At 67.9% G+C, this 19,279-nt stretch carries 12 protein-coding genes; 6 read left to right on the top strand and 6 right to left on the bottom strand.

From position 1 onward, the window contains the following. Nucleotide 1: 1 nt before the first annotated feature. The 4 genes from ACO2Q3_RS12740 to ACO2Q3_RS12725 all read left to right on the top strand — a co-directional run bounded on the left by ACO2Q3_RS12740 (nt 2) and on the right by ACO2Q3_RS12725 (nt 4,371). Complete coding sequence (locus ACO2Q3_RS12740; protein ID WP_423307002.1) at nt 2-1,000, top strand: enoyl-CoA hydratase/isomerase family protein; 999 nt, start codon at nt 2-4, stop codon at nt 998-1,000. Beyond that, nucleotides 997-2,025 carry a CoA transferase gene (locus tag ACO2Q3_RS12735; RefSeq protein ID WP_423307001.1) on the top strand — a complete coding sequence of 343 codons (1,029 nt, stop codon included), beginning with the start codon at nt 997-999 and terminating at the stop codon, nt 2,023-2,025. The genes ACO2Q3_RS12740 and ACO2Q3_RS12735 overlap by 4 nt, the downstream gene beginning before the upstream one ends. Beyond that, nucleotides 2,022-3,428 (top strand): amidohydrolase family protein, encoded by a 1,407-nt coding sequence (locus ACO2Q3_RS12730; protein WP_423307000.1) that lies wholly within the window; start codon nt 2,022-2,024, stop codon nt 3,426-3,428. Before ACO2Q3_RS12735 ends, ACO2Q3_RS12730 begins: the two co-directional genes overlap by 4 nt. Before the next feature lie 61 nt (nt 3,429-3,489). Further along, nucleotides 3,490-4,371, top strand: a complete 882-nt coding sequence (locus tag ACO2Q3_RS12725; protein WP_423306999.1) for a lysozyme inhibitor LprI family protein — start codon at nt 3,490-3,492, stop codon at nt 4,369-4,371. Between the two features lie 75 nt (nt 4,372-4,446). On the opposite strand, the gene ACO2Q3_RS12720 is transcribed toward ACO2Q3_RS12725, so the two are convergent. The 4 genes from ACO2Q3_RS12720 to ACO2Q3_RS12705 all read right to left on the bottom strand — a co-directional run bounded on the left by ACO2Q3_RS12720 (nt 4,447) and on the right by ACO2Q3_RS12705 (nt 8,852). After that, entirely contained in the window at nt 4,447-4,821 is a 375-nt protein-coding gene (locus tag ACO2Q3_RS12720; protein WP_423306998.1) for a YdbL family protein, read from the bottom strand. An 11-nt stretch (nt 4,822-4,832) separates the two neighbouring features. Then, entirely contained in the window at nt 4,833-5,012 is a 180-nt protein-coding gene (locus tag ACO2Q3_RS12715) for a YnbE family lipoprotein (RefSeq protein WP_423306997.1), read from the bottom strand. A gap of 29 nt (nt 5,013-5,041) precedes the next feature. Next, entirely contained in the window at nt 5,042-8,200 is a 3,159-nt protein-coding gene (locus tag ACO2Q3_RS12710; RefSeq protein WP_423306996.1) for an intermembrane phospholipid transport protein YdbH family protein, read from the bottom strand. A 235-nt stretch (nt 8,201-8,435) separates the two neighbouring features. Continuing rightward, a complete protein-coding gene (locus ACO2Q3_RS12705) occupies nt 8,436-8,852 on the bottom strand; it encodes a response regulator (RefSeq protein WP_423306995.1) in 417 nt (138 codons plus the stop codon). Nucleotides 8,853-9,397: 545 nt separating this feature from the next. Between ACO2Q3_RS12705 and ACO2Q3_RS12700 the strand changes: the two genes are divergently transcribed. Then, nucleotides 9,398-9,682 (top strand): S1/P1 nuclease, encoded by a 285-nt coding sequence (locus ACO2Q3_RS12700; RefSeq protein ID WP_423306994.1) that lies wholly within the window; start codon nt 9,398-9,400, stop codon nt 9,680-9,682. Between the two features lie 389 nt (nt 9,683-10,071). On the opposite strand, the gene ACO2Q3_RS12695 is transcribed toward ACO2Q3_RS12700, so the two are convergent. Together ACO2Q3_RS12695 and ACO2Q3_RS12690 are read right to left on the bottom strand one after the other, a co-directional pair. Beyond that, nucleotides 10,072-10,377 (bottom strand): hypothetical protein, encoded by a 306-nt coding sequence (locus tag ACO2Q3_RS12695; RefSeq protein WP_423306993.1) that lies wholly within the window; start codon nt 10,375-10,377, stop codon nt 10,072-10,074. 62 nt (nt 10,378-10,439) lie between these two features. After that, entirely contained in the window at nt 10,440-11,945 is a 1,506-nt protein-coding gene (locus ACO2Q3_RS12690) for an Ig-like domain-containing protein (RefSeq protein ID WP_423306992.1), read from the bottom strand. 334 nt (nt 11,946-12,279) lie between these two features. Here ACO2Q3_RS12690 and ACO2Q3_RS12685 point away from each other — a divergent pair, with 334 nt between their 5' ends. Next, the gene (locus ACO2Q3_RS12685; RefSeq protein ID WP_423306991.1) at nt 12,280-19,191 is read left to right on the top strand and encodes an RHS repeat-associated core domain-containing protein; all 6,912 of its coding nucleotides are present in this window, start codon (nt 12,280-12,282) and stop codon (nt 19,189-19,191) included. Nucleotides 19,192-19,279 lie beyond the last annotated feature (88 nt).

The raw sequence follows: 19,279 nt of genomic DNA, 5'->3' as shown, positions 1-19,279 counted from the left end.
GGTGTCGCCCCCGCCGCCGGGTCCGCTCAGCGACATCGTCGAGGCCGGCGGCCTGGGCCTGCAGGTGATCGATCTCGACGACGGCGGTGTCGCCCCGATCGTTTCCATGGGCGTCGTGCGGCTGGGCGTCAGCCGCGCCGCCACTGCGCCCGCGGTCGACAAAGAGAGGTTCGACGTCCTGCTGAGCGCCGATCCGGCGGCGGCCGCGCCCTGGGTCGGGTTGCCGGCTGGCCGGCTGGAGGCGGCGGCGCAGGTGATCCAGGCGATGGTCGAGGCCCAGCCCGTGGCCGCCGCGGTGGCCTGCCAGGGGCTGCGCGCCAGCCTGAAGCTGTCGTTCGACGAGGCCCTGGCGCAGGAGTCGCTGGCCTATTCCATGCTGCTGGCCAGCGAGGGGTTCCGCGCCTGGCGCGCCGCCCACCCGCCGCGCGGCCGCCCGCGTGATGTCGCGCCGCGCGTGGCGACCCAGCGCCGGGACGATGGGCGCCTGTCCATCCGCCTGACCCGGGCCGCGGCCCGCAACGCCGTCGACGCCCGCATGCGCGACGCCCTGGCTGAGGCCCTGGCCTTCGCCCTCGACGATCCCGACGCAGCGCCGGTGGTGCTGAGCGGCGAGGGGCCGTCGTTCTGCGCCGGCGGCGATCTGGACGAGTTCGGCTCGGCCGCCGATCCCGGCCAGGCGCACGCCATCCGCCTGCTGCGCTCGGCCACGGCCCTGGCGCACCGGCTGGGCCCCCGGCTGACCGTGCGCGCGCAGGGCGCCTGCATCGGCGCCGGCATCGAGATCCCCGCCGCCGCCGGGCGCATCGTGGCGACGGCGGACGCGGCGTTCCGCCTGCCGGAGGTGGGCATGGGCCTGATCCCCGGGGCCGGCGGCACGGCCTCGATCCCCCGCCGCATCGGCCGGCATCGCACGGCCTTCATGGCCCTGACCGGCTGGGATATCGACGCCGGGACCGCGCGGACGTGGGGGCTGGTCGATGCGGTCGAGGGCCTGGCGTGACGACGCTAACCGCCGCCTTCGCCGAGCTTGCCGCCGCCGTTCGCCAGGCCAGCGCCGAGGTCGGGCGGCCCGTGACCGTGGACCCGGCCGCCGTCGCCGACCGCCGCGACGCGCTGGAGCTCAGGCCGCCCGGCCTGTGGTCGCCCAACCGCAGCTGCCGCCTGGTGCGCGCCGCCGACGGCTGGATCGCCGTCAACCTGCCGCGGGCCAGCGATCTCGCCGACGTCCCCGCCTGGCTGTGCGCGACCGTCTCCGGCGATCCGTGGCGCGCGATCGGCGCCATCGCCGCGCATACGCCGCGGCAGGCGCTGATCGACCAGGCGCGGCTGCTGGGCCTGCCGATCGCCGCGGTGGGCGAGGTGAGGGCGGCGAGCCCGCTGCCGCCGCTGGTCCGCTTCGCGCCCGGCGCTGCCGGACGGGGCGGCGGCGCGCAGGTGCTGGACCTCTCCGGCCTCTGGGCCGGCCCGCTGTGCGGCGCCCTGCTGGCGCAGGCGGGGTTCGCCGTGACCAAGCTGGAGAGCCATCGCCGCCCGGACGTGATGGCGGACTCGGCGCCCGGCTTCTTCCGCCGGCTGAACGGCGAAAAGCGCCTCGCCGCCCTGGATTTCACGGACCCGGCCGACGTCGCGCGCCTGTCGGCGATGATCGACGCCGCCGACGTGCTGATCACATCCGCCCGGCCGCGCGCCTTCGAGCAGCTGGGGCTCTCCCCTGCGGCGATCTTCGCCCGCAATCCAGGCCTCGTCTGGGTGGCGATCAGCGGCTACGGCTGGACCGGCGAGGCTTCCGACCGCGTGGCCTTCGGCGATGATGCGGCGGCGGCGGGCGGCCTGGTGCGGTGGACCTCGCGGGGCGAACCCCGGTTCATCGGCGACGCCCTGGCCGATCCCCTGACCGGCCTTGCCGCCGCCGCCGGCGCCTTCGCGGCGCTGCGGGCCGGCGGCGGGCTGCTGGTGGACGCGGCCATGACGCGGACCGCCGCCGGGGTCGCGGCGACGATGGCGGCCGCCAGGGCCGGCGCATGAGCCGTCTGCTGATCCGCAACGCCGAGGTCGAGGGCCGCGCCGGGCTGGACGTGCGCCTGGCCGGCGGCCGCATCGTAGAGATCGGACCGGCGTTGAGGGGCCCGGAGGACAGCCTCGACGCCAGGGGCGGGGCGCTGATCCCCGGCCTGATCGACCACCATATCCATCTGCTGGCCACCGCCGCCCGCGCCGAATCCCTGGCGCTGGACGAGGTGCGGGGGGCGGACGCCTTTGCTCGCCGGCTGGCGGCCTGGGCCGCCGAGCGGCCGCCGGGACAGTGGCTGCGGGCGACCGGCTGGCACGAGCACCACCACGGACCGCTGGACCGCGCCGTCCTCGATCGCCTGGCGCCCGGCCATCCCGCGCGCGTGCAGGACCAGACCGGCGCGCTATGGGTCCTCAACAGCGCCGCGCTGCAGCGGCTGGGCGACGACCTGCCCGAGGCGGTGGAGCGGGGCCCGGATGGCGCCCCCACCGGCCGGCTCTGGCGCGCCGACGCCTGGCTGCGGGCGCGACTGAGCGCCGTCCCGCCGCCGCTGGGGCCGCTTGGCGCGCGGCTGGCCGCCCTGGGTGTGACCGGCGTCACCGACGCCAGCGTCACCACCGACGAGACCGCCGCGCGGCTGCTGGCCGACGCGCACCGCACGGGCGCTCTGCCGCAGCGGCTGATGCTGATGAGCGGCGGGCCCCTGGCGGCGGCCGAGGACGGCGCCTTCGCGGTCGGACCGTTGAAGATCCTGCTGGACGATCGCGACCTGCCGACGCCGCAGGCGCTCGCCGGGCGGATTGCCCTGGCGCGGCGCCTCGGCCGCCCCGTGGCCGCGCATTGCGTCACCGCCGCCGAGCTGGCGGTGATGCTGGCCGCCCTCGACGACGCCGGCGCCGCGCCGGGCGATCGCATCGAGCATGGCGGCGTGATCGCCGCGGGCGCCATCGGCGAACTGCGGCGGCTCGGCCTGACGGTGGTCACCCAGCCGGCGTTCGTGTTCGAGCGCGGCGACCGGTACCGCGCCGAGGTGGATCCCGCCGAACAGGACGACCTCTATCGCATCGCCAGCCTGGTGGCCGCCGGGGTCCCCGTGGCCGCCAGCTCCGACGCGCCCTACGCCGATCCCGACCCCTGGCTGGGGCTGCGTGCGGCGGCTGAGCGGCGAACCCGCGCCGGCGCCGTGGTGGGCAAGGGCGAACGCGTGCCGGCGCGGCGCGCGCTGGGCCTCTACCTGGGCGACGTCGCCGACCCGGGCGGCGCCGAGCGAAGGGTGGACGTCGGGGCGAGGGCGGACCTCTGCCTGCTCGACGCGCCGCTGGTCGACGTCCTGGCGGCGCCGGATGCCGGCCGGGTCGTCGCGACCCTCATCGACGGAAGGGTCAGCGCAGTTCGGGGCCAGGCAACCACCGCTTGAGCCGCAGCCAGGGCCGCGCTTATGTTGAACGGAGCGCGGATCGAGGTCTGGGGGCGGGCGGATGCGGTGGTTGGTGTTGGTCGCGGCGGCGCTGGCCGCGCTCGGCGGCTGTTCAAAGCTGACCCCGCGCGAGGAGACCACCTGTACCTCGCCGGGCGCCATCTCGGTCACTCAGGGCCTGATCAGCCAGGAGGTCGAGAAGGCCGCGATCAACGGCGTCAAGCGACCGGACGGGAGCTATGCGGTGTCGCCGGCCAATGTCAGGGCGACCGTTGCGCTTCTGAAGATCACCATCGACCAGATCCGCACCACCAAGATGGACCCCAACAGCACCAAGCGCTTCTGCACCGGCAGCGTGAAGGTGGTCGTGCCGCTCAACATCCTGCAGGACGCCGAACAGGCGCGATCCCTGACGAACGCCAGCAATCTCGACACCCTCGCCGAAGGGGCCAACATCCAACGCAGCGCGGACGCCTTCACCTTCCAGCTCGACTACGCCGTCCAGCCGACCGACGATCGGCAGAGTGTCTTTGCCGAATCCGACGCCCTGGGGCCTTCCGTGTCCTTCCTGTCGGAGACGGTGACCTCGGCTCTGCTCAAGACCAGCATCGAGGGGCAGGCGGCGGCCCAGCAACAGGCGCAGCAGGCTCAGGCCGAGGCCCAGCGGCAGGTTTCGGAGGCGGCGCTGCAGCAGGCGCAGGCGGACAACAAGCTCTCCCAGCAGACCATTGGCGCGGCCTGGAAGGCGATCAGTCCCGACACCCGCGCCCAGATCCTCAACGATCAGCGCGCCTGGATCGCGGCGAAGGCCGCCAATTGCAGCGTGCAGGCCGCCGGCGCCTCGACCGATCCAATGGATCGCGAGACGGCGCGGCTGAAGTGCGACACCGCCGCCAATCAGGAGCGCATGACCTGGCTGCGGCAATACCTTCCAGGGGAATGAACGGCGCAACTGCTCTATGCCTTCGCGGCGTGAGCCCCGACCCCGCCGATCAGGCCTCAGGGCGTCTTCAGGCGACTATTTGCGGGTCCAGCCGCCGTCGATCGGCCGGTAGTAATAGCCGGCGGGCAGGCGGCTGATCACCTGCTGGGCCGCGGCCTGGGCGGCGTTGACCTCGGAGACGCCGGTCTTGGCGGCGACGGCCTTGTAGGCCTCAGTCCGGCCGGCGTTGATGGTGGCGACGGCTGCGTTCAGCTGGGTGTCGTTCGAGGCGGAGACGAAGCCCAGCAGGCCATCGCCCTGTTCCCCGACGATGCCCTTGGCCTTGGCGGCGTCCACAACGGACTTGGCGGCGGCGACGTCGCCCTGCGCCAGAACCGCGCCGGCCGGAACGGTGGCGGCGAAGCTGAGGCCCAGGGCCGCGGCGAGGAAGGTCTTGCGGAGGATCATCATGGCGACCGGTCCTAGAAGAGGTTCGGGTTTTGCTGGATCAACGTCTGGACTTCCTTGTCCAGGCGGATCCGCACGTCGGCGGTGAGGTTGGCGTTGATCGTGATCGGGTCGACCTTCACGTGCACCGTCGGCGCGCAGGCCGCCAGCGACGCGGCGCCGGCGATGGCGAGGGTGAGACGGCGCAGGGGCATGGGATGGGATTCCTCTCGTTCCAGAAACATTAGCCGGCCGGCGTCTGAACCGCAGCTGAATTGCGGGCCTTGCGCTCATCCCGCTTCCAGATGTCGGTCAGGGCCTGCATCAGCTCGTCGAAGTTCAGCGAGGTGTCGAGGTTGAGGTTGATCGGCGTTTCGGACGGCAGCGGGATCTTCTTCTGGAAGGCCGTGCCGTTCAGCAGGTCGGCGATGGGGAAGGAAGCGCCCTGTTTCACCGGCGGGTCGTAGCGGCCCTTGATGCGGAAGATCAGGCCCAGCCGCCCGCCCGGCCGGCTGGCGACGTCGGCCTCCAGGGTGTCGAAGGCGAGGTTCTCCAGGGCGTCATAGGCCAGGTCCTGCACCGCATTGACGGCCGCCCCGGTGGACGAGCCGGGGGCGCCGGTGTTGACGCCGGACAGCGCGGCGCGGGAGATCGAGATTCGGCCCGGCTGCACGGCCGAGATGTGGCCTTGCAGGAAGCTCAGCTTCGGCGGCCTGGCCTCGAACGGCAGGCGGCCGACCACCACCATCTGCATCTTGACGCTGTCGGCCAGGCTGGAGCTGGCGAGCAGCTCGCCCAGGTCGACGTGGTCGAGCAGCACGGCGCCGCGGACCGTTCCGTCGCCGGCGAAGGCCAGACGCATCGGCTCCAGCGACAGGCGCCCCTTGGCCGTCAGGGCGCTGGCGCTGTCGAGGCTGGCGGCGTCGGCGGTGAGGGTGAAGGCTGCGGACAGATCGGTCATCGGCACGACGCCGTCGATGCTGGCCACGGTCAGGCTCTGGCCGGGCGCGGTCACCAGGGGCGCAAGGCTGGTGAAGCGGACGTCGACCCTGGTCCCCTTCACCTGGCCGAGGGGGCTGGAGAAGGCGAGGCCGTCGGTCCGCAGCCGGCCTGAGCTGGTCATGCGCCCCGCGGTCCAGTCGAAGCGGCCGTCGAAGTCGACGGCGCCCTGCGTATCGCGGGCGATGGCGGCGAGCGGCGAGATCGCTCCGGGCTGCAGCCCGCCCTTGCTGAAGGTCAACCCGTGGCTCTGCACGACCGCATGGCCCTCGCCGCGCGCCAGGTCGTGCTCCACCGTCATGGAGGCGAGGATGAGGCCGGAGGCAGGCTGGGCGGCGGTGAAGCGGCCCGTGAGGCGGTTGCCAGCGACCACCGCGCCGCCCCTGGCGATCAGCGGGTTGAAGCGGGGCTCGGCGGTGGTGTCGGCCAGGCGCGCGGTGTCCAGGTCGAACGATCCGGCGGCCCCCCCGCGAGCGCCGCCCGCGACGTCGAACCGCCCGCCGCCGCCGCTGAGATCGAGCTGCATCGACGGCAGTGCGCCGCGGGCGGCCTCGAAGCGGCCCGCCGTGCGCCAGCGACCGCCGCCGGCCTCGACCAGGGGCGCGGGCGCCGGGCAGAGCCGGACCGCCAGGCCGGCAGCCGTCGTCTCGCCGAACCGGGCGGACCGGGCCGCCAGGGGCGTGCAGCCCGCCAGGATGAGCCGGGCGGCGCCGCCGCCGAGCCGCAGGTCCCCCGTCGCATTCTGCAGGGCCGCCGCCTCGACGGGGCCCAGGTTCAGCGTCCCGCTCACCGTGAGCCGGGCGGTGGTGATCCCACCGTCGGTGCGCCAGGCCGGCGCGCTCAGACGCAGGGCGGGCAGGCCGCCGCCGCCCAGTTCCGCCGCAAGGCCGCCGTTGACGGCGCCATCCGCGGCGACCAGCAGCGGGCCGCCGGTCGAATGCACCGTCAGGACGGCGCCTGAGGTGCTGGTCAGCCGCACCGGGGCGGTCGCCGTCAGCTGCGCACGGCCTGGCGCGCCGGTCAGGGCGAGCGCCGGCGCCTGGATCGCGAACGCCCGCGCCGCACGCTGCAGGGCGGCCGCGTAGGCGGGGTCGGCGGGGGTCAGGGCGGCGGCGTAGCGCCGCGCCGTCGACGCGTCGGCTGACCCCTGTCCCCGGACGCTGAGCGTCACGGCCAGCGCCGCGGGCGACGCCCGGCCGGCCGCCCCCAGCCGCAGGTCGGCGAAGCTGAAGCCGGCGCCGGCCGCGCCCGTCAGCCTGGCCTGACCCTGGCCGGCGAGGTCCCAGCGTCCCTGATCGCCGGAGACCCAGTGCGCCCGCGCGAGGCCGACGTCGGCCGAAACGCCGGCGGCCCTAAGCCCGCGGCCACGCAGGTCCGTCCCGGCGAAGGTCAACCGCCCCTGGCCTTCCACGCTCACCCCGCCGGGGCCGAAGGCAAAGGTCAGGGTGTCGGCGTCGACGCTCACCGAGGCGGCCCGGACCGCCGCCTCGCCGCTCTGGGCCCCCGCCGCCGTCAAGGTGGCGCGGGCGCGGCCGGTGACCGTCCGGCCGTCCGCCGCGCCGTCGAACCGCACCCGCCCTTCGGACTGAACCAGGGTCCCGCCGCCCAGCTGCAGCCGGTCGGCGGTCAGGGCTGCGGCAAGCATCACTGGCCCTGCGATCGCGCCGCCGCGCGGATAGGGCAGGGCGCCTGTCAGGGTCAGTTGTCCGCTGCCGACCTGCGCGCCGCGCGCGGTCATCTCCACGGGCGCGTGGGCGGTCAGGGCCAGGGTCGCGCCCTGCCGGCGAAGGCTGATCGGCCCGCCCGGCGTGACGAGGCTGGCGCCGCCGAACGCGAGATGCGCGGGGGCCAGCGTCGCCTGCAGGCTGGTCAGGGCGCCGCCGTCCAGCGACCCGTCGCCGCTGATCGCCAGGGCGCCGTAGGGCGTGGCCAGGTCCAGCCGGCCGGCCTCGACGAGCACGCGCGGCGGCGGGACATTGGGGTTGGCCGGGCGTGCGCTGAGCACCTGCACCAGGCGGGTGAGGCCGCCGTAGCTCAGTTGACGCCCGTCCCAGCGCAGCGCCAGCCGTGGTCGCACCAGCCGCACCGACCGAACGGTTACCCCGAGGTCGCGCCCGTTCCAGGGGCCATCCAGCCCGTAGCCCACATCAAGCTCGTCGACGGTCGCGTCCGGAAGGGCGCCCAGTCGCAGGCGCGCCTGCGCCCCGGTCAGCGTCAGGCTGCGCACGTCTACCTGCGCCGCCACGCCAAGCGACTGCAGCCAGCTGGTGGCAAGCGCCTGAGCGATCAGGGTCCGTCCCGCGACAAGGATAGCCAGGACGGCGAGCAGGATCACGGCGGCGGCGACGAGCGTGCGGCGCGTCGTCCGGGGGGGGCGAGATTGGTCCTGCGGGGCGGCGGTCATGAATCAGGCTTGCCGCGAGACCGCTGCGGCGGCGCGCGGCGCAGGGGGCTCGGCCAGCATCCGAAAGTCTGCCGCGCCGCCCGTCATTCCGTCCTGGTCCCCCCGTGTCGTCCGCTAGCTCGCCGCGCGCCCGCATGAAACGCACTCGCAACGAAAAAGACCATGCGTGTGGCCGGCGCAAGGCCGGCCAGCCAGGGGGGACCGAACAGGGCGTCAGAAGCAGCTCTACGCCGCGCTAGAGGTTGCTGCCGGTCTCCGGCGCCGGCGGCGCGTGCTGATCGGCTTCGGTCACAAGGGTCGAAACGGTCGTCACCAGCTGCGCGGGCGCGAACGGCTTGCTCAGCACGACGCTGCCCGGCACGCCTTTCGAGGCCCACTCGTGCGTGCTGTCGCCGGTCATGTAGACGACGGGCAGGTGGGGAGCGATTTCGCGGGCCCTGGCGGCGATGGCCCATCCGTCGGGACCGGAGCCCAGCCTCACGTCGGTGATGATCGCGCGGAACCTCGCCACATCGGCCTCGATCACCGCCAAGGCCGCTGCGCCGTCCTGCGCCTTGACCACCTCATAGCCGCCGTCCGTGAGCACCGCCTGCAACACGTCCAGGATCAGTGGTTCATCTTCGACCACGAGTATGGTCACCGTCGACGTCATGGCGTCCCCCGAGCCGACCGGGCGAGACCGACCGTCGGCTATGCGACACTGACGTTTGGGGTTCGGGTTGGTTCCAAAGAATCGGACTTTCGTCAGCGTTGCGGCATTCGCGCCACGCCATGCGGTCGTTCGGCGCTTCACCGCGACCGCCCAACGGCGGCGGCCGTGCGACCCTGTGGGGGAGTCAATGATAGGGGACGTTGGCTGGGGAACTAGGAAATGCAATTTTTCATGATACACTTTTAGAATCAACAACTTATTTTTGGCTGGGGAACTTTTAATGGCATGGATTAGTGGCGCCGGTCAGTCCGATAACTGGGCATCTCGGGCGCAGCGCTCCGGTGCATCCGTAAGCACAGCGTCATTGAGGCCGGAGAGCACGAGCGCACACGGCGCCGCGAAGGCGCACGACTGTACCGCAGCGCGGACTGCCTGCAGCCGTCACAGGGTGTGCTACCTTTCTGCGATGCGAAGGCTGTTTCGTTCTACCCTGACCGCGGCGCTGCTCGCGCTGACGGCCCCTCCCGCTGCCGCCTGAGGCAACATTGGACACAAGGTCACCGCTGATCTCCTACCGGCATCTGGCGCCGGCGGCCAAGGCGCGGGTCGATGCGCTGCTGGCGGCCGATACGGATCCGCTGACGCCCCCGGATTTCGCGAGCCGCGCAACCTGGCCGGACAAATACCGGCAGACGCACCGCGAAACCGCCAACTGGCATTTTGCGGACATCGAGATCGATCAGCCGGACCGCGGCGCCGCCTGCTTCGGCTTCCCGGCGCTGCCACCGAAGGCGCGGAATATCGTGAACCCAAGCAGTTCCTTACGATGATCCTGGGGCTTTGGCGGACGCCTTCAGTCACTATCTCGTCCGCACTGGTCCTGTCAAAGTTCGTAACCCGGAGGCTTACCTACCGAACGACGGGGATTGGGCGAATTTTGCGAGTTGACCGACCTGTTTGGCTCAAACCCTAGGCAACGACGTAAGCCACAGGGCCTAGCAGCAATCGGGGCTTCCGGGGGTTCGTCGTAACCGTCGAGGGAGCGGCGCTGGCCTATAGCATCAGCGAACTCGGCTGGGGGAACAGGCGAGAGTCGCTGCGATTGGTGCTCGCGCGACTCCTGGTCTAACCGCCGGCGAGGGACTGGAGCATCGAACTCACAGGTGTTGGTTAATCCGTGACCGCATCCAGGGTGGCGGACGGCCTGTTGACGTTGCTGTCAACCGCCGTTCTTCCGGCACTGCAATGCGTGAAGCTCCGCCGTCTCCACCAGATAAGCCTCGTTGATGTAGGCGAGCGTCGTCGGGTCGGTAGCGTTACCGGGATTTGCGTGCAGTGTGGTCAGATGATCGACCGCCGTTTGCGTCAGGCTGATCGCCTGGTCGATGCCGCCGGATCGGCTGATAATGGTGTCCAGCGGCGTCGAAGCCAGATCCCGAAGCTCCGGGGTCTGCACCTGGTCCAACAAGTTGGAGAGGTCGGCAGGACACGACTGGGCCTGGGCGCAGGAGACCCAGGCGCTCATGATCGCTACGGCGCCCAGGACGGGGGCGGCAGTGCTGCGAATTCGCATGGCAGGGGCATTCCTCATGCGGAAAGGTCGACTTCGATCGAGACGGAGACACTGGCGGTGGAGGACCCGCCGCGGCCGTCCGTGATCGTATAGGTGAAGGTATCTGTGGCCGTCCCGGAAGTCATGCACTTGTAATAGCTGTAGGTGACCTGGTTGCCTGAGTAGGTCACGGTGCCATGGGCGCCTTGTGTTACTGACGAAATCGTCAGTGTGTCGCCATCGGCGTCGGTGTCGTTCGTCGTCACCGTGACCGTCCTGGTCGGGCAGTAGTTAATCTTGTGGGTGTTCAGGTAGTAGATACTGATGCTGTCGGCGTTGGCCACCGGCGGATGGTCGTCGTTCATCGTTGCGGTCGCGGCCGTCGACGTGCCGTAGGTGTTGGTGGCGGTGTAGGTGAAGCTGTCCGTGCCCGAGTAGTTGGCCGTCGGCGTATAGCTGATCGTGGTTCCGGACGCAGATGCGCTGCCGTGGCTGGGCCCGCTGGCGACGGCCACGCTGGTGGCCGTGCCGGTTATGCTGAGGGTGATCGGAGTGGCCGCGGCGTTGTAGTTGATGTTCTGGCTCACCGCCCCGACGGTCGGCGGCGTTCCAGCCAGGACGGTGAGGGAGGCTGTCGCTGGACCGGTGGCCCCGGCGCCATTGCCTGCCGTGTAGGTGAAGCTGTCGGACCCCGAATAGCCCGAGGTCGGTGTGTAGGTGATCGTGGTTCCGCTGATGCTCACCGCGCCGTTGGTAGGCAGGGTCGGCGTCGTCACGTTGGTTGCCGTGCCGCCAGTAATGCTCAGTGACATGGGGTTGTTGGACGAATTCTCGTTGACGCTCTGGCTGAAGTTGCCCGCGACCGGTGGGATCATCGCCACTGTAAGCAGCACCGTCGCTGGGCTCGAGGTGCCGTAGGCGTTGGAGCCCGTGTAGGTGAAGCTGTCGGAGCCGCTATACGTCGCCGTCGGGGTATAGCTGATGGAGAGGCCGCTGACGCTGACGGTCCCGTGGCTGGGCAGGGTCGGGGTGGCGACACTGGTCGCCGTCGCGCCCGTCAGGTTCAGGCTGATGGCGTTGCTGGTCGAGTTCTGGTTGACGGTCTGGCTGACGTTGCCGGCGACCGGGGCGGTGGGGGAGACGGTCAGCGAGACGAGCCCCGGCACCGAAGTCCCCGACGCGTTGCTGGCGGTGTAGGTGAAGGCGTCGTTGCCGAAATAGAGCGCTGTCGGGGTGTAGGTGATCGACGTGCCGCTGATGCTCACCGAGCCATGGCTCGGCGGGGTTGGCGTCGCGACGCTCGTCGCGGCCGTCCCGGTGATGTTCAGCGAGATGGCGTTGCTGGTGGAATTCTCGGCGACGGTCTGAACCACGTCATGGGCGGTCGGCGCGCCGGTGGTGACCTGGAAGGCCGTGCGGTTGCCGGCGGCGTCGTAGCTGTAGGCGACGGTGTGGCCGTCCGGATAGGTGGCGCTGGTGACGCGCCCCAGGGCGTCATAGGTATAGGTCAGCGGCCCCGCGCGCAGGGGCGAACTCGTCAACACCGCACCCAACCCAAACGAGAAGGCCAGGGCCGACCAAAGGACCCGCTTCGAGGCGTTGGCCATCATCCCCCCTGCGAACAAGCGTGACCGCCACAATCGACAATTGTCAGTCGGACGCAACAGAAACTCGCATCTTGATTTTCCATCCCAACTGATGGTTGGAAAATTGACAGGTGATTCCAAAAATCGGCGGCGATGCGAGAGATCGAACCTACTGTGGAGCGGCGCCTTAATCCCGATTGACGCCCGTCGAAGCTGTGCCTTAGACCCTACGTTGTGTGCGCTGCGGTTGTGACCGGTCCCAGCGCGATAATTCGGGGGGCTTTGGCGAATGAGCTTGACGGTTCGGACGCGAGCGCTTGCAGCTTTGGCCCTAACGGTCGCGACGCTCGGCCTTGGCAGGCGGGTCGCAGCGCAGACCGACCCCAATCCGGTGAGCCCCGTGCCGTCGGTGCGGATCATGAAGGGGCCGCTCGTCGCCCCGAACCCGAGCTACTACGGGCCCGCCACGTCCTCCACGAACGGCATCTGCGCCAACTATTCGTCGCTGACGCAGCTTTGCACAGGCGCGCGGCCCCCAGAGGTCAAGGAGCTGGCGCGAGCCCTGAAGGGCGACCCCAATCTCATCTACGAGTATATCCGCAACTCGGTCGATACCGAGTTCCAGTTCGGCCTGCAAAAAGGGGCCATGGGCGTCATCATCGACGGCTCGGGCACCCCCTTTGACCAAGCCAGCCTGATGGTGGAGCTGCTCAGGGAGTCCGCCAGCAACAACAACGCGGCGACCCTGGCATACGGAACCCTGACGCTCTCCGGCACTGCCTTCTACAATTGGACGGGCATCAGCGACGCCACTGCGGCCTGCAATTTTCTCGCCACTGGCGGTATCCCCGCCGCCATAAACGGTTCATCGCCTTCGGATTGCTCTGGCCTAGGAACCACTATCACCACGGTCACCGTGCAGCACCTTTGGGTGCAGGCGACGGTCAATGGCCAGACGGTCTACTTTGACCCTTCCTATAAGCCGTTCACCCACAAGGCCGGGATCACCGCTAGCCTCGCCTCGACTGCCGGCCTCTCCAGCGGGGCGGTCGCGAGCGCGGCCGCACCGGCGAGCGGCAGCGATAGCGGCGGAACCTACTACAAAAGCTTCAACCAGACGGCGGTCGCTTCGACGCTGCAGGGCTACGCATCGAACCTGTTGACCCGGTTGAAGGCGACCGACATGCAGGGCGCCGACATGACCGACGTGGTCGGCGGTCACATCATCCAACCACTGGCGACGCGGCCAAGTGGCGGTTGGGGACAGGCCAATCTCAACACCTCGGACCTGACCTATTCCACGCCTGTGGCCTGGCCGGTCCCGAGTGCCGCCAATGTCACCGGTGTGCCGGACCAATTCCGGACGACCTTGCGCATGACGGCAGTTCCTAACACCTCGTCGCCGCCCGACTTTGACGGCACCTTTTTCGTCGACGAGATCTATGGCCGGCGCCTGATGATCCAATCGACACAGGTCTCGACCAGCAGTCCACAACACACCGGAAACTACACCGGCCTTGGGTCATATCCGCCCTACGAGTACCACCCAACCTTCATGCTGGATGGCGTAGCCCTCCAGCATTGGGCGTCGACCTACACGAACACCGGCGGCGTCATCGAGACCCTCACCCTGGTGGCAAACCATCCCTTTGCCGCCATAGCGCCTGGGGGGACGCTGCCGGGGACCTACGGTGACGCGACCGCAGTGAAGGTGGCCGATACTCTCTATCCTACCACCATCGTCCACGGTTGGGGCAGGACCTCGGAGGCACTCTCTGCCAAATGGCGCGAAGAGAACGGTGTCGATACCGCCCTCTTGAAAACCTACTACTATCGCGGCGCAGACAACGCTCCCGTCTACGTGCCGTCGCCTAGCGCGGACCTTGAGAAGAGCACGACCGGCGCCACTTGGCTGGCGCAGTTCTCTCAGGCGGCGGACCTCCATGCCGAACTCGCCAACGCGCGGATGCAGCACCTGCATACGATCGGCGTGATCATCAGCGAGTACAATGCTTACGATCCTACGTCATACGGTACTGTGCCACCGCCACCTCAGAGCGGCTTTGTCACCAGCGATCAGACCGCTGTGCTGGACGTGGAGTCGGCTTTCGGCCTGACGGTTCGTACGTCAGACCCGTCGAGCGTTGGCAAGCGTCGCGCCGCTTTGCACGCGATCGCCGCGACGGCCTCTGCGCTCGAGGGCAGTGTCTTCGAGCAGCTCACGGACACACCGGACGCCGCTTCGACGGCGAGACGATTCGCCTGGGGTAACGCTCCGGAGATCGGTGAAACGCCAGACACCAGCAGCCGCAAGGTCTACGATTTCACGAGCGCCAACGCCTCCGCAGCGTCCGCCGTGATCGTCTCGGAGAACAGCTCTACAGGGTATACCGGCATCTTCTCCAACGATCAGATGGCCGTTAACTCCGGCGAGTTCATCTATTCAAGGGCACACCTCGCCCAAGCTATCAGCAACTACACAGCACAAGGCTTCGACGTCGTTGCCTCCAACGAGGCCATGTTGGGGCCAGGCTACCGGAACGGCACCGTCTACACCAAACCTGGCACAGGCGGCGCTTACCTGCACTTCATCACCAACTCAACACAGGTCGGCGGCACCTTTGTCGCCAACCTCTATGACTCGAGTGGCAATCCGACGCAGATTGCTCACGTCGTTCTAACTCCTTGGGCCGCGACAAAGGGTGGCGGCGGCACACAGACCGATCAGACGCAGTTCAACGCCAGTTCCCTGTCCAACAGCCTGAAGGACCGGTTCGTGGACCGTTCCACCAAACTGGCTGTGGATCTCAAGGCGGGCAAGCCAAGCTTCTCGTCACCCATTCTGGAATCGATCGGGCAGGGTGAGTTTCCCTATAGCCTGGAGCGAAAGGTCGAGCTGCGGGGTTCCGGCCTGAAGATGGCGCCCGTGGGGGATGGCGTGAACGCCGACGTTCCCAACAGCGGCTTTGTAAGCAACTGGCAATCCTCTGCCGATCCATCGAGCTCCGCGTCCGAAGCCATGGGGCAAAGCCGTGTGGAAGCAACGGCGCCGACAATCGCCGCCTTCATGGCCATGCAAGATGTCTGGAGTGCGTCGCCATCCATCACGCGTGAGGTGACCGGCGAGTTAGTCGCCGACTGGTGGGGCCGGCAGGTGCTCTTCAACGTCGTTACGATCAGCCACGGCTCAGGCTCCGAAGCCTTCGTCAAACTTGCGGACGGAACATATCTGCCGACCCAAGGTGGCGGTGACACCGTGTCGGTTACAGGCGTCCGAACGCCTGTCCGTCTGACTGCCTACGGTGTCAGCCTTCACACGCTCAGCGGCACGCGGCAGTGGCGGATGAACACCGTCGGCATCACCTGGAAGGGCCTAAACGGCGACAGCCGCCAGTATGCCTATTGGGAAGGAAGCTTGACGGCCGCGAACAAGGACGCAGCAAGCCAAGACGGCTCTCCAGGCCCTTCCACATATTGGGACTATGCGCTGTCATTCCCCGTGAACAACTCTGGTTTCCGGCTGAACACGTGGCAATTCCCGTACGGTGTACAACTCACCCTGAACTATGCCGGGGTGCAAACCTATGGTGTGGAAGAGGGAGCGGGCATTCCCACCAGCGTCACCTCCAGCCTGGGCTGGACGCTGAACCTGCCGGCGCTAGCCTCTCCCTGGTGCGGCACGGCCGCGCAGACCTTCTCCGTGGCCAATCTGGCAGGTGAGACCACCAAGGTAGGCTTCAACCCGCAGGTCTTCGGCACGGGCGCCGTCCGCCCTGTCGGATCCTGCCAGGTGGCCAGCGTCTATGAGCCGGTGAACAGCAGCCAGCCGGCAATCGCCTACACCTATGACACCATCGGCCGGATAATGTCGGCCCAGGACGCGGTCTCGATCCAGAAGGGGCTCTCGGTCCGCGCGCCCTACCAGTTCTTCATCGCGCCGGGCTACCGCGGCGAGTGGGACGACCCGATGGGCGGGCAGTATGCTGTCGAGACCATGCAGGGCGGTCGCTTCTCGCGGACTATCGACGAGATCGGCCGGATGACTACGACGACGATGGATGGGCGACACCGCGTGCTGTCGCGCACCTTCCCCCTGCTCGACCAGGAACAGTTCGCCTACAATGCCATCGACCAAGTCACCCAGCTGACGAAGGTGCCGGCGACTATCCAGAACCAGACGACCCCGCCCAACATCTTCGTCCACGCGACTTACGATCCGGTGTGGAACAAGCTCGCCACGCTGACGGATGCGCGCAACTTCACAACGACGCTCAGCTACTACGGCTCCGGCAATGGAGCCTCGATGCTGCAGCAGGCTGTTCGGCCCGAGGTGGGCTGCCCTTCGAACTGCGTGTTCCCGACCTACAGCTACCAGTACAATAGTGCGGGCCAGGTGACCCAGGAAGTCGATCCCACGGGGGTCACGACGACGCACGGTTACGACACGCACGGCGACCTGAAATGGACGACGCTGGGCGCGGCTGCGGTGGGTGCCAACCCAGCCCTAAACCTGACCACCAACTTCTCGATCGACATCGATACGGGGGGTGGTGTCGGCAACGTGACGGCCGTCACCGACCCCCGCGGTTATGCAACCACGACCCAGTATGACGTGATGCGGCGCAAGACCGATGAGCAGCGGCGCAATGGAGGCGCGACGGCTACGTCGCTCGCGGTCAGCCACTGGCACTATGACCTCAATGGACGGGCGGACACCGAACAACATGCCACGGCGCTGGACGCGTCCGGCAATGCGACGGCATGGGCAACCACGACGATCCAGTTCACGCCGACCAGCCAGAAGGCCCAGGTGACCGACCCGCTCGGCAACGTCGTGCAGACGAGCTACGATGGTGACGACCGGCCACTGTGCACTGCGGTGCGCACGAACGCATCGAACTACGGATCGCTGCCGGATGCCTGCACCCTGTCGAGCCCTGCCTCCACGGCCTATGGGCCGGATCGGATCACCAAGCTCAGCTACGACGCCGCCGGCCAGATGATCCAGGAAACGCGGGCCTATGGGGTCGCCGGAACCCAGATCACCTACGCCACCTATGCCTACGAGCCGGACGGGCAGGTCCAGTTCATCTGGGACGCCAACAACAACAAGACCACCTACGCCTACGACGGCTTCGATCGACTGATCCAGACCAATTTCCCGTCGACGACGCGGTACACCGGCCAATCAAGCGCCCAATCGGACGCCAATGACTATGAGGCCTACACCTACGACCCCAATGGCAATCGCCTCACGCTCAGGAAGCGCGACCAACGCTACATTTCCTGGTGCTACGACAGCCTCAATCGTGAGGTGGACAAGTATCTTTCGCCCGGAGAGACCAGTGCCCCTGGGATCAGCTGCGGTATCAGTACGAGCAACGGAACTGTCACCGCGCCGACGTTGACGGGAATCGATGTCGCTACGTTGTACGACCCAGCGGGCCGTAAGACGTCGGCTCTGTACGCGAGCAGCCAAGGTGTGGTCTACCAGTACAACGATGCGGCCGGTCGGCTGACCAGTGAGGCCACCAATGGCCTGGCTATGACCTACGGCTATGACTCGTCGTCAAACCGGTCGCGAATGACTTGGTGGGACGGCTTCTATGTCGCCTACCAATACGATGCCCTGAACCGGGTGAGTCAGGTGCAGGAGAATGGCGCCCCGTCGGGGCCGGGGCTGCTGGCGCAGTTCCAGTACGACCCGCTGAGCCGGCGCACCACCACGACGTTCGGCGACAGTTCCAGCGCGACGGCGGCCTATGACGCCAGCCACCTGACCAGCCTGGCGCACGCGTTCGCGACCAGCAGCTACAACATCAGCTTCGGGACCTTCACCTACAGCCCGGCGCACCAACTGCTATCGCGACCGACGAACAATGCGCTTTTCGACTTCGACAGCTACGTGAACCAGGCGAAATCGAGCACAGCCAACGGTCTGAATCAGGATGCGACGATCGCGGCGCTGAGCGACGGCTACGACCTGAATGGTAACGAGACGGACGATGGGACTCGCCAGTTTGCGTATGACGTGGAGAACAAGCTGACAGGGGTAACCAACAGTTCGGCAGCCACCACGGTGAGCTATGCCTACGATCCGACGGGCCGGTTGCAACAGGAGCAGTCCACCGTCTCGGGCAGCACAACGACCACACAGTTTGTCTATTCCGGCGACAAGTTAGTCGCGGAGTACAGCGCTGGCGCCATCGTCCAGCGCTACGTGCATGGGGCGGGGTCCGACGACCCGATCGTTTGGTATGCTGGCTCGACCACCGCCAACCGCAGTTGGCTACACGCTGACAACCAGGGGACTATCATCGCCACAAGCACGGCCAATGCCGTGACACCCTACACGTATGGTGCCTACGGTGAGCCCAATAGTTGGAGCGGCGAGCGCTTCCGTTACACCGGCCAGATCATCCTGCCAGCGTCTGGGCTCTACTACTACAAGGCTAGGGTGTACGATCCGGTGGCGGCGCGGTTCCTTCAATCCGATCCCATCGGTTATAGCTCGGATTTGAACATCTACGCCTATGTTCGCGAGAATCCGGCCAACCAAGTTGATGCAACCGGCTTGTGCTCAACAGGATCCCGTATCGCGAACACCGAAAGCGTTGGCTGTACTGTTGTCATCGACAACTCTGGCGACAAGGAGCCAAGCGCGAAACCCTCTTCGAAGTCAGCTGAGGGAGGATATCAACTCGGCGCGATGATGCCGTCTGGGCCCCCGCAAGCGAAACAAAATAGTGCGCCATCGGGGTCTGGCGAGAAAAAGAAAAACAAAGATGATGGAAACCCTTTGGCCTTGTTCGGCGCTAGTGCATATCTTGGCGCTGGGAGCGGAATCACCGGTGGTGCTGGTATAGCAATGGGCACATGCAACAACGGCCACAGATGTGTTTCGGCGTACGGGACGCTAGGCATTGGCGGTGCAATGTTGGGGGGGGTGAGTCTGGATGGCGGCGCCGCAACATCGCGAGATGCTCTGGAAGGACTATCTTGGACCGCCACCGGATCCGTAGCGGCTGGGGGCGGGTCGGTGAGCGCAAACAAGTCTGGAGTGAGTGCTGTAGGAAGTGTTGGGCCTGGTATGGGCGGATTTGTCGGGCGGACGAATACATGGGTCAGCGAACCGGTTGATTTTGGAGAGGGGCCCAAGCCGGACGATCCTGTCTTGGGTGATCACCATTTTATCCCATAGGAGGCCGGCTTGTGGCGCGTAGTCTATAGTTATGGCGGGGAGGGCGGATCCGGGGGGCGTTGGGCAATATTCGCGGGACTGTGCTTGG

Source organism: Caulobacter sp. KR2-114 (genome assembly GCF_049446115.1).
Classification (GTDB): domain Bacteria; phylum Pseudomonadota; class Alphaproteobacteria; order Caulobacterales; family Caulobacteraceae; genus Acaudatibacter.
Note: the sequence above shows the minus strand (reverse complement) of the source record. Positions and strands in the feature narration are given on the sequence as shown.

Excerpts from the sequence above, each read along its gene's own strand:
- ACO2Q3_RS12730 (WP_423307000.1), top strand. The coding sequence starts at position 2,022 with ATGAGCCGTCTGCTGATCCGCAACGCCGAGGTCGAGGGCCGCGCCGGG.
- ACO2Q3_RS12725 (WP_423306999.1), top strand. The coding sequence starts at position 3,490 with ATGCGGTGGTTGGTGTTGGTCGCGGCGGCGCTGGCCGCGCTCGGCGGC.
- ACO2Q3_RS12720 (WP_423306998.1), bottom strand. The coding sequence starts at position 4,821 with ATGATGATCCTCCGCAAGACCTTCCTCGCCGCGGCCCTGGGCCTCAGC.
- ACO2Q3_RS12715 (WP_423306997.1), bottom strand. The coding sequence starts at position 5,012 with ATGCCCCTGCGCCGTCTCACCCTCGCCATCGCCGGCGCCGCGTCGCTG.
- ACO2Q3_RS12710 (WP_423306996.1), bottom strand. The coding sequence starts at position 8,200 with ATGACCGCCGCCCCGCAGGACCAATCTCGCCCCCCCCGGACGACGCGC.
- ACO2Q3_RS12705 (WP_423306995.1), bottom strand. The coding sequence starts at position 8,852 with ATGACGTCGACGGTGACCATACTCGTGGTCGAAGATGAACCACTGATC.
- ACO2Q3_RS12695 (WP_423306993.1), bottom strand. The coding sequence starts at position 10,377 with ATGAGCGCCTGGGTCTCCTGCGCCCAGGCCCAGTCGTGTCCTGCCGAC.
- ACO2Q3_RS12685 (WP_423306991.1), top strand. The coding sequence starts at position 12,280 with ATGAGCTTGACGGTTCGGACGCGAGCGCTTGCAGCTTTGGCCCTAACG.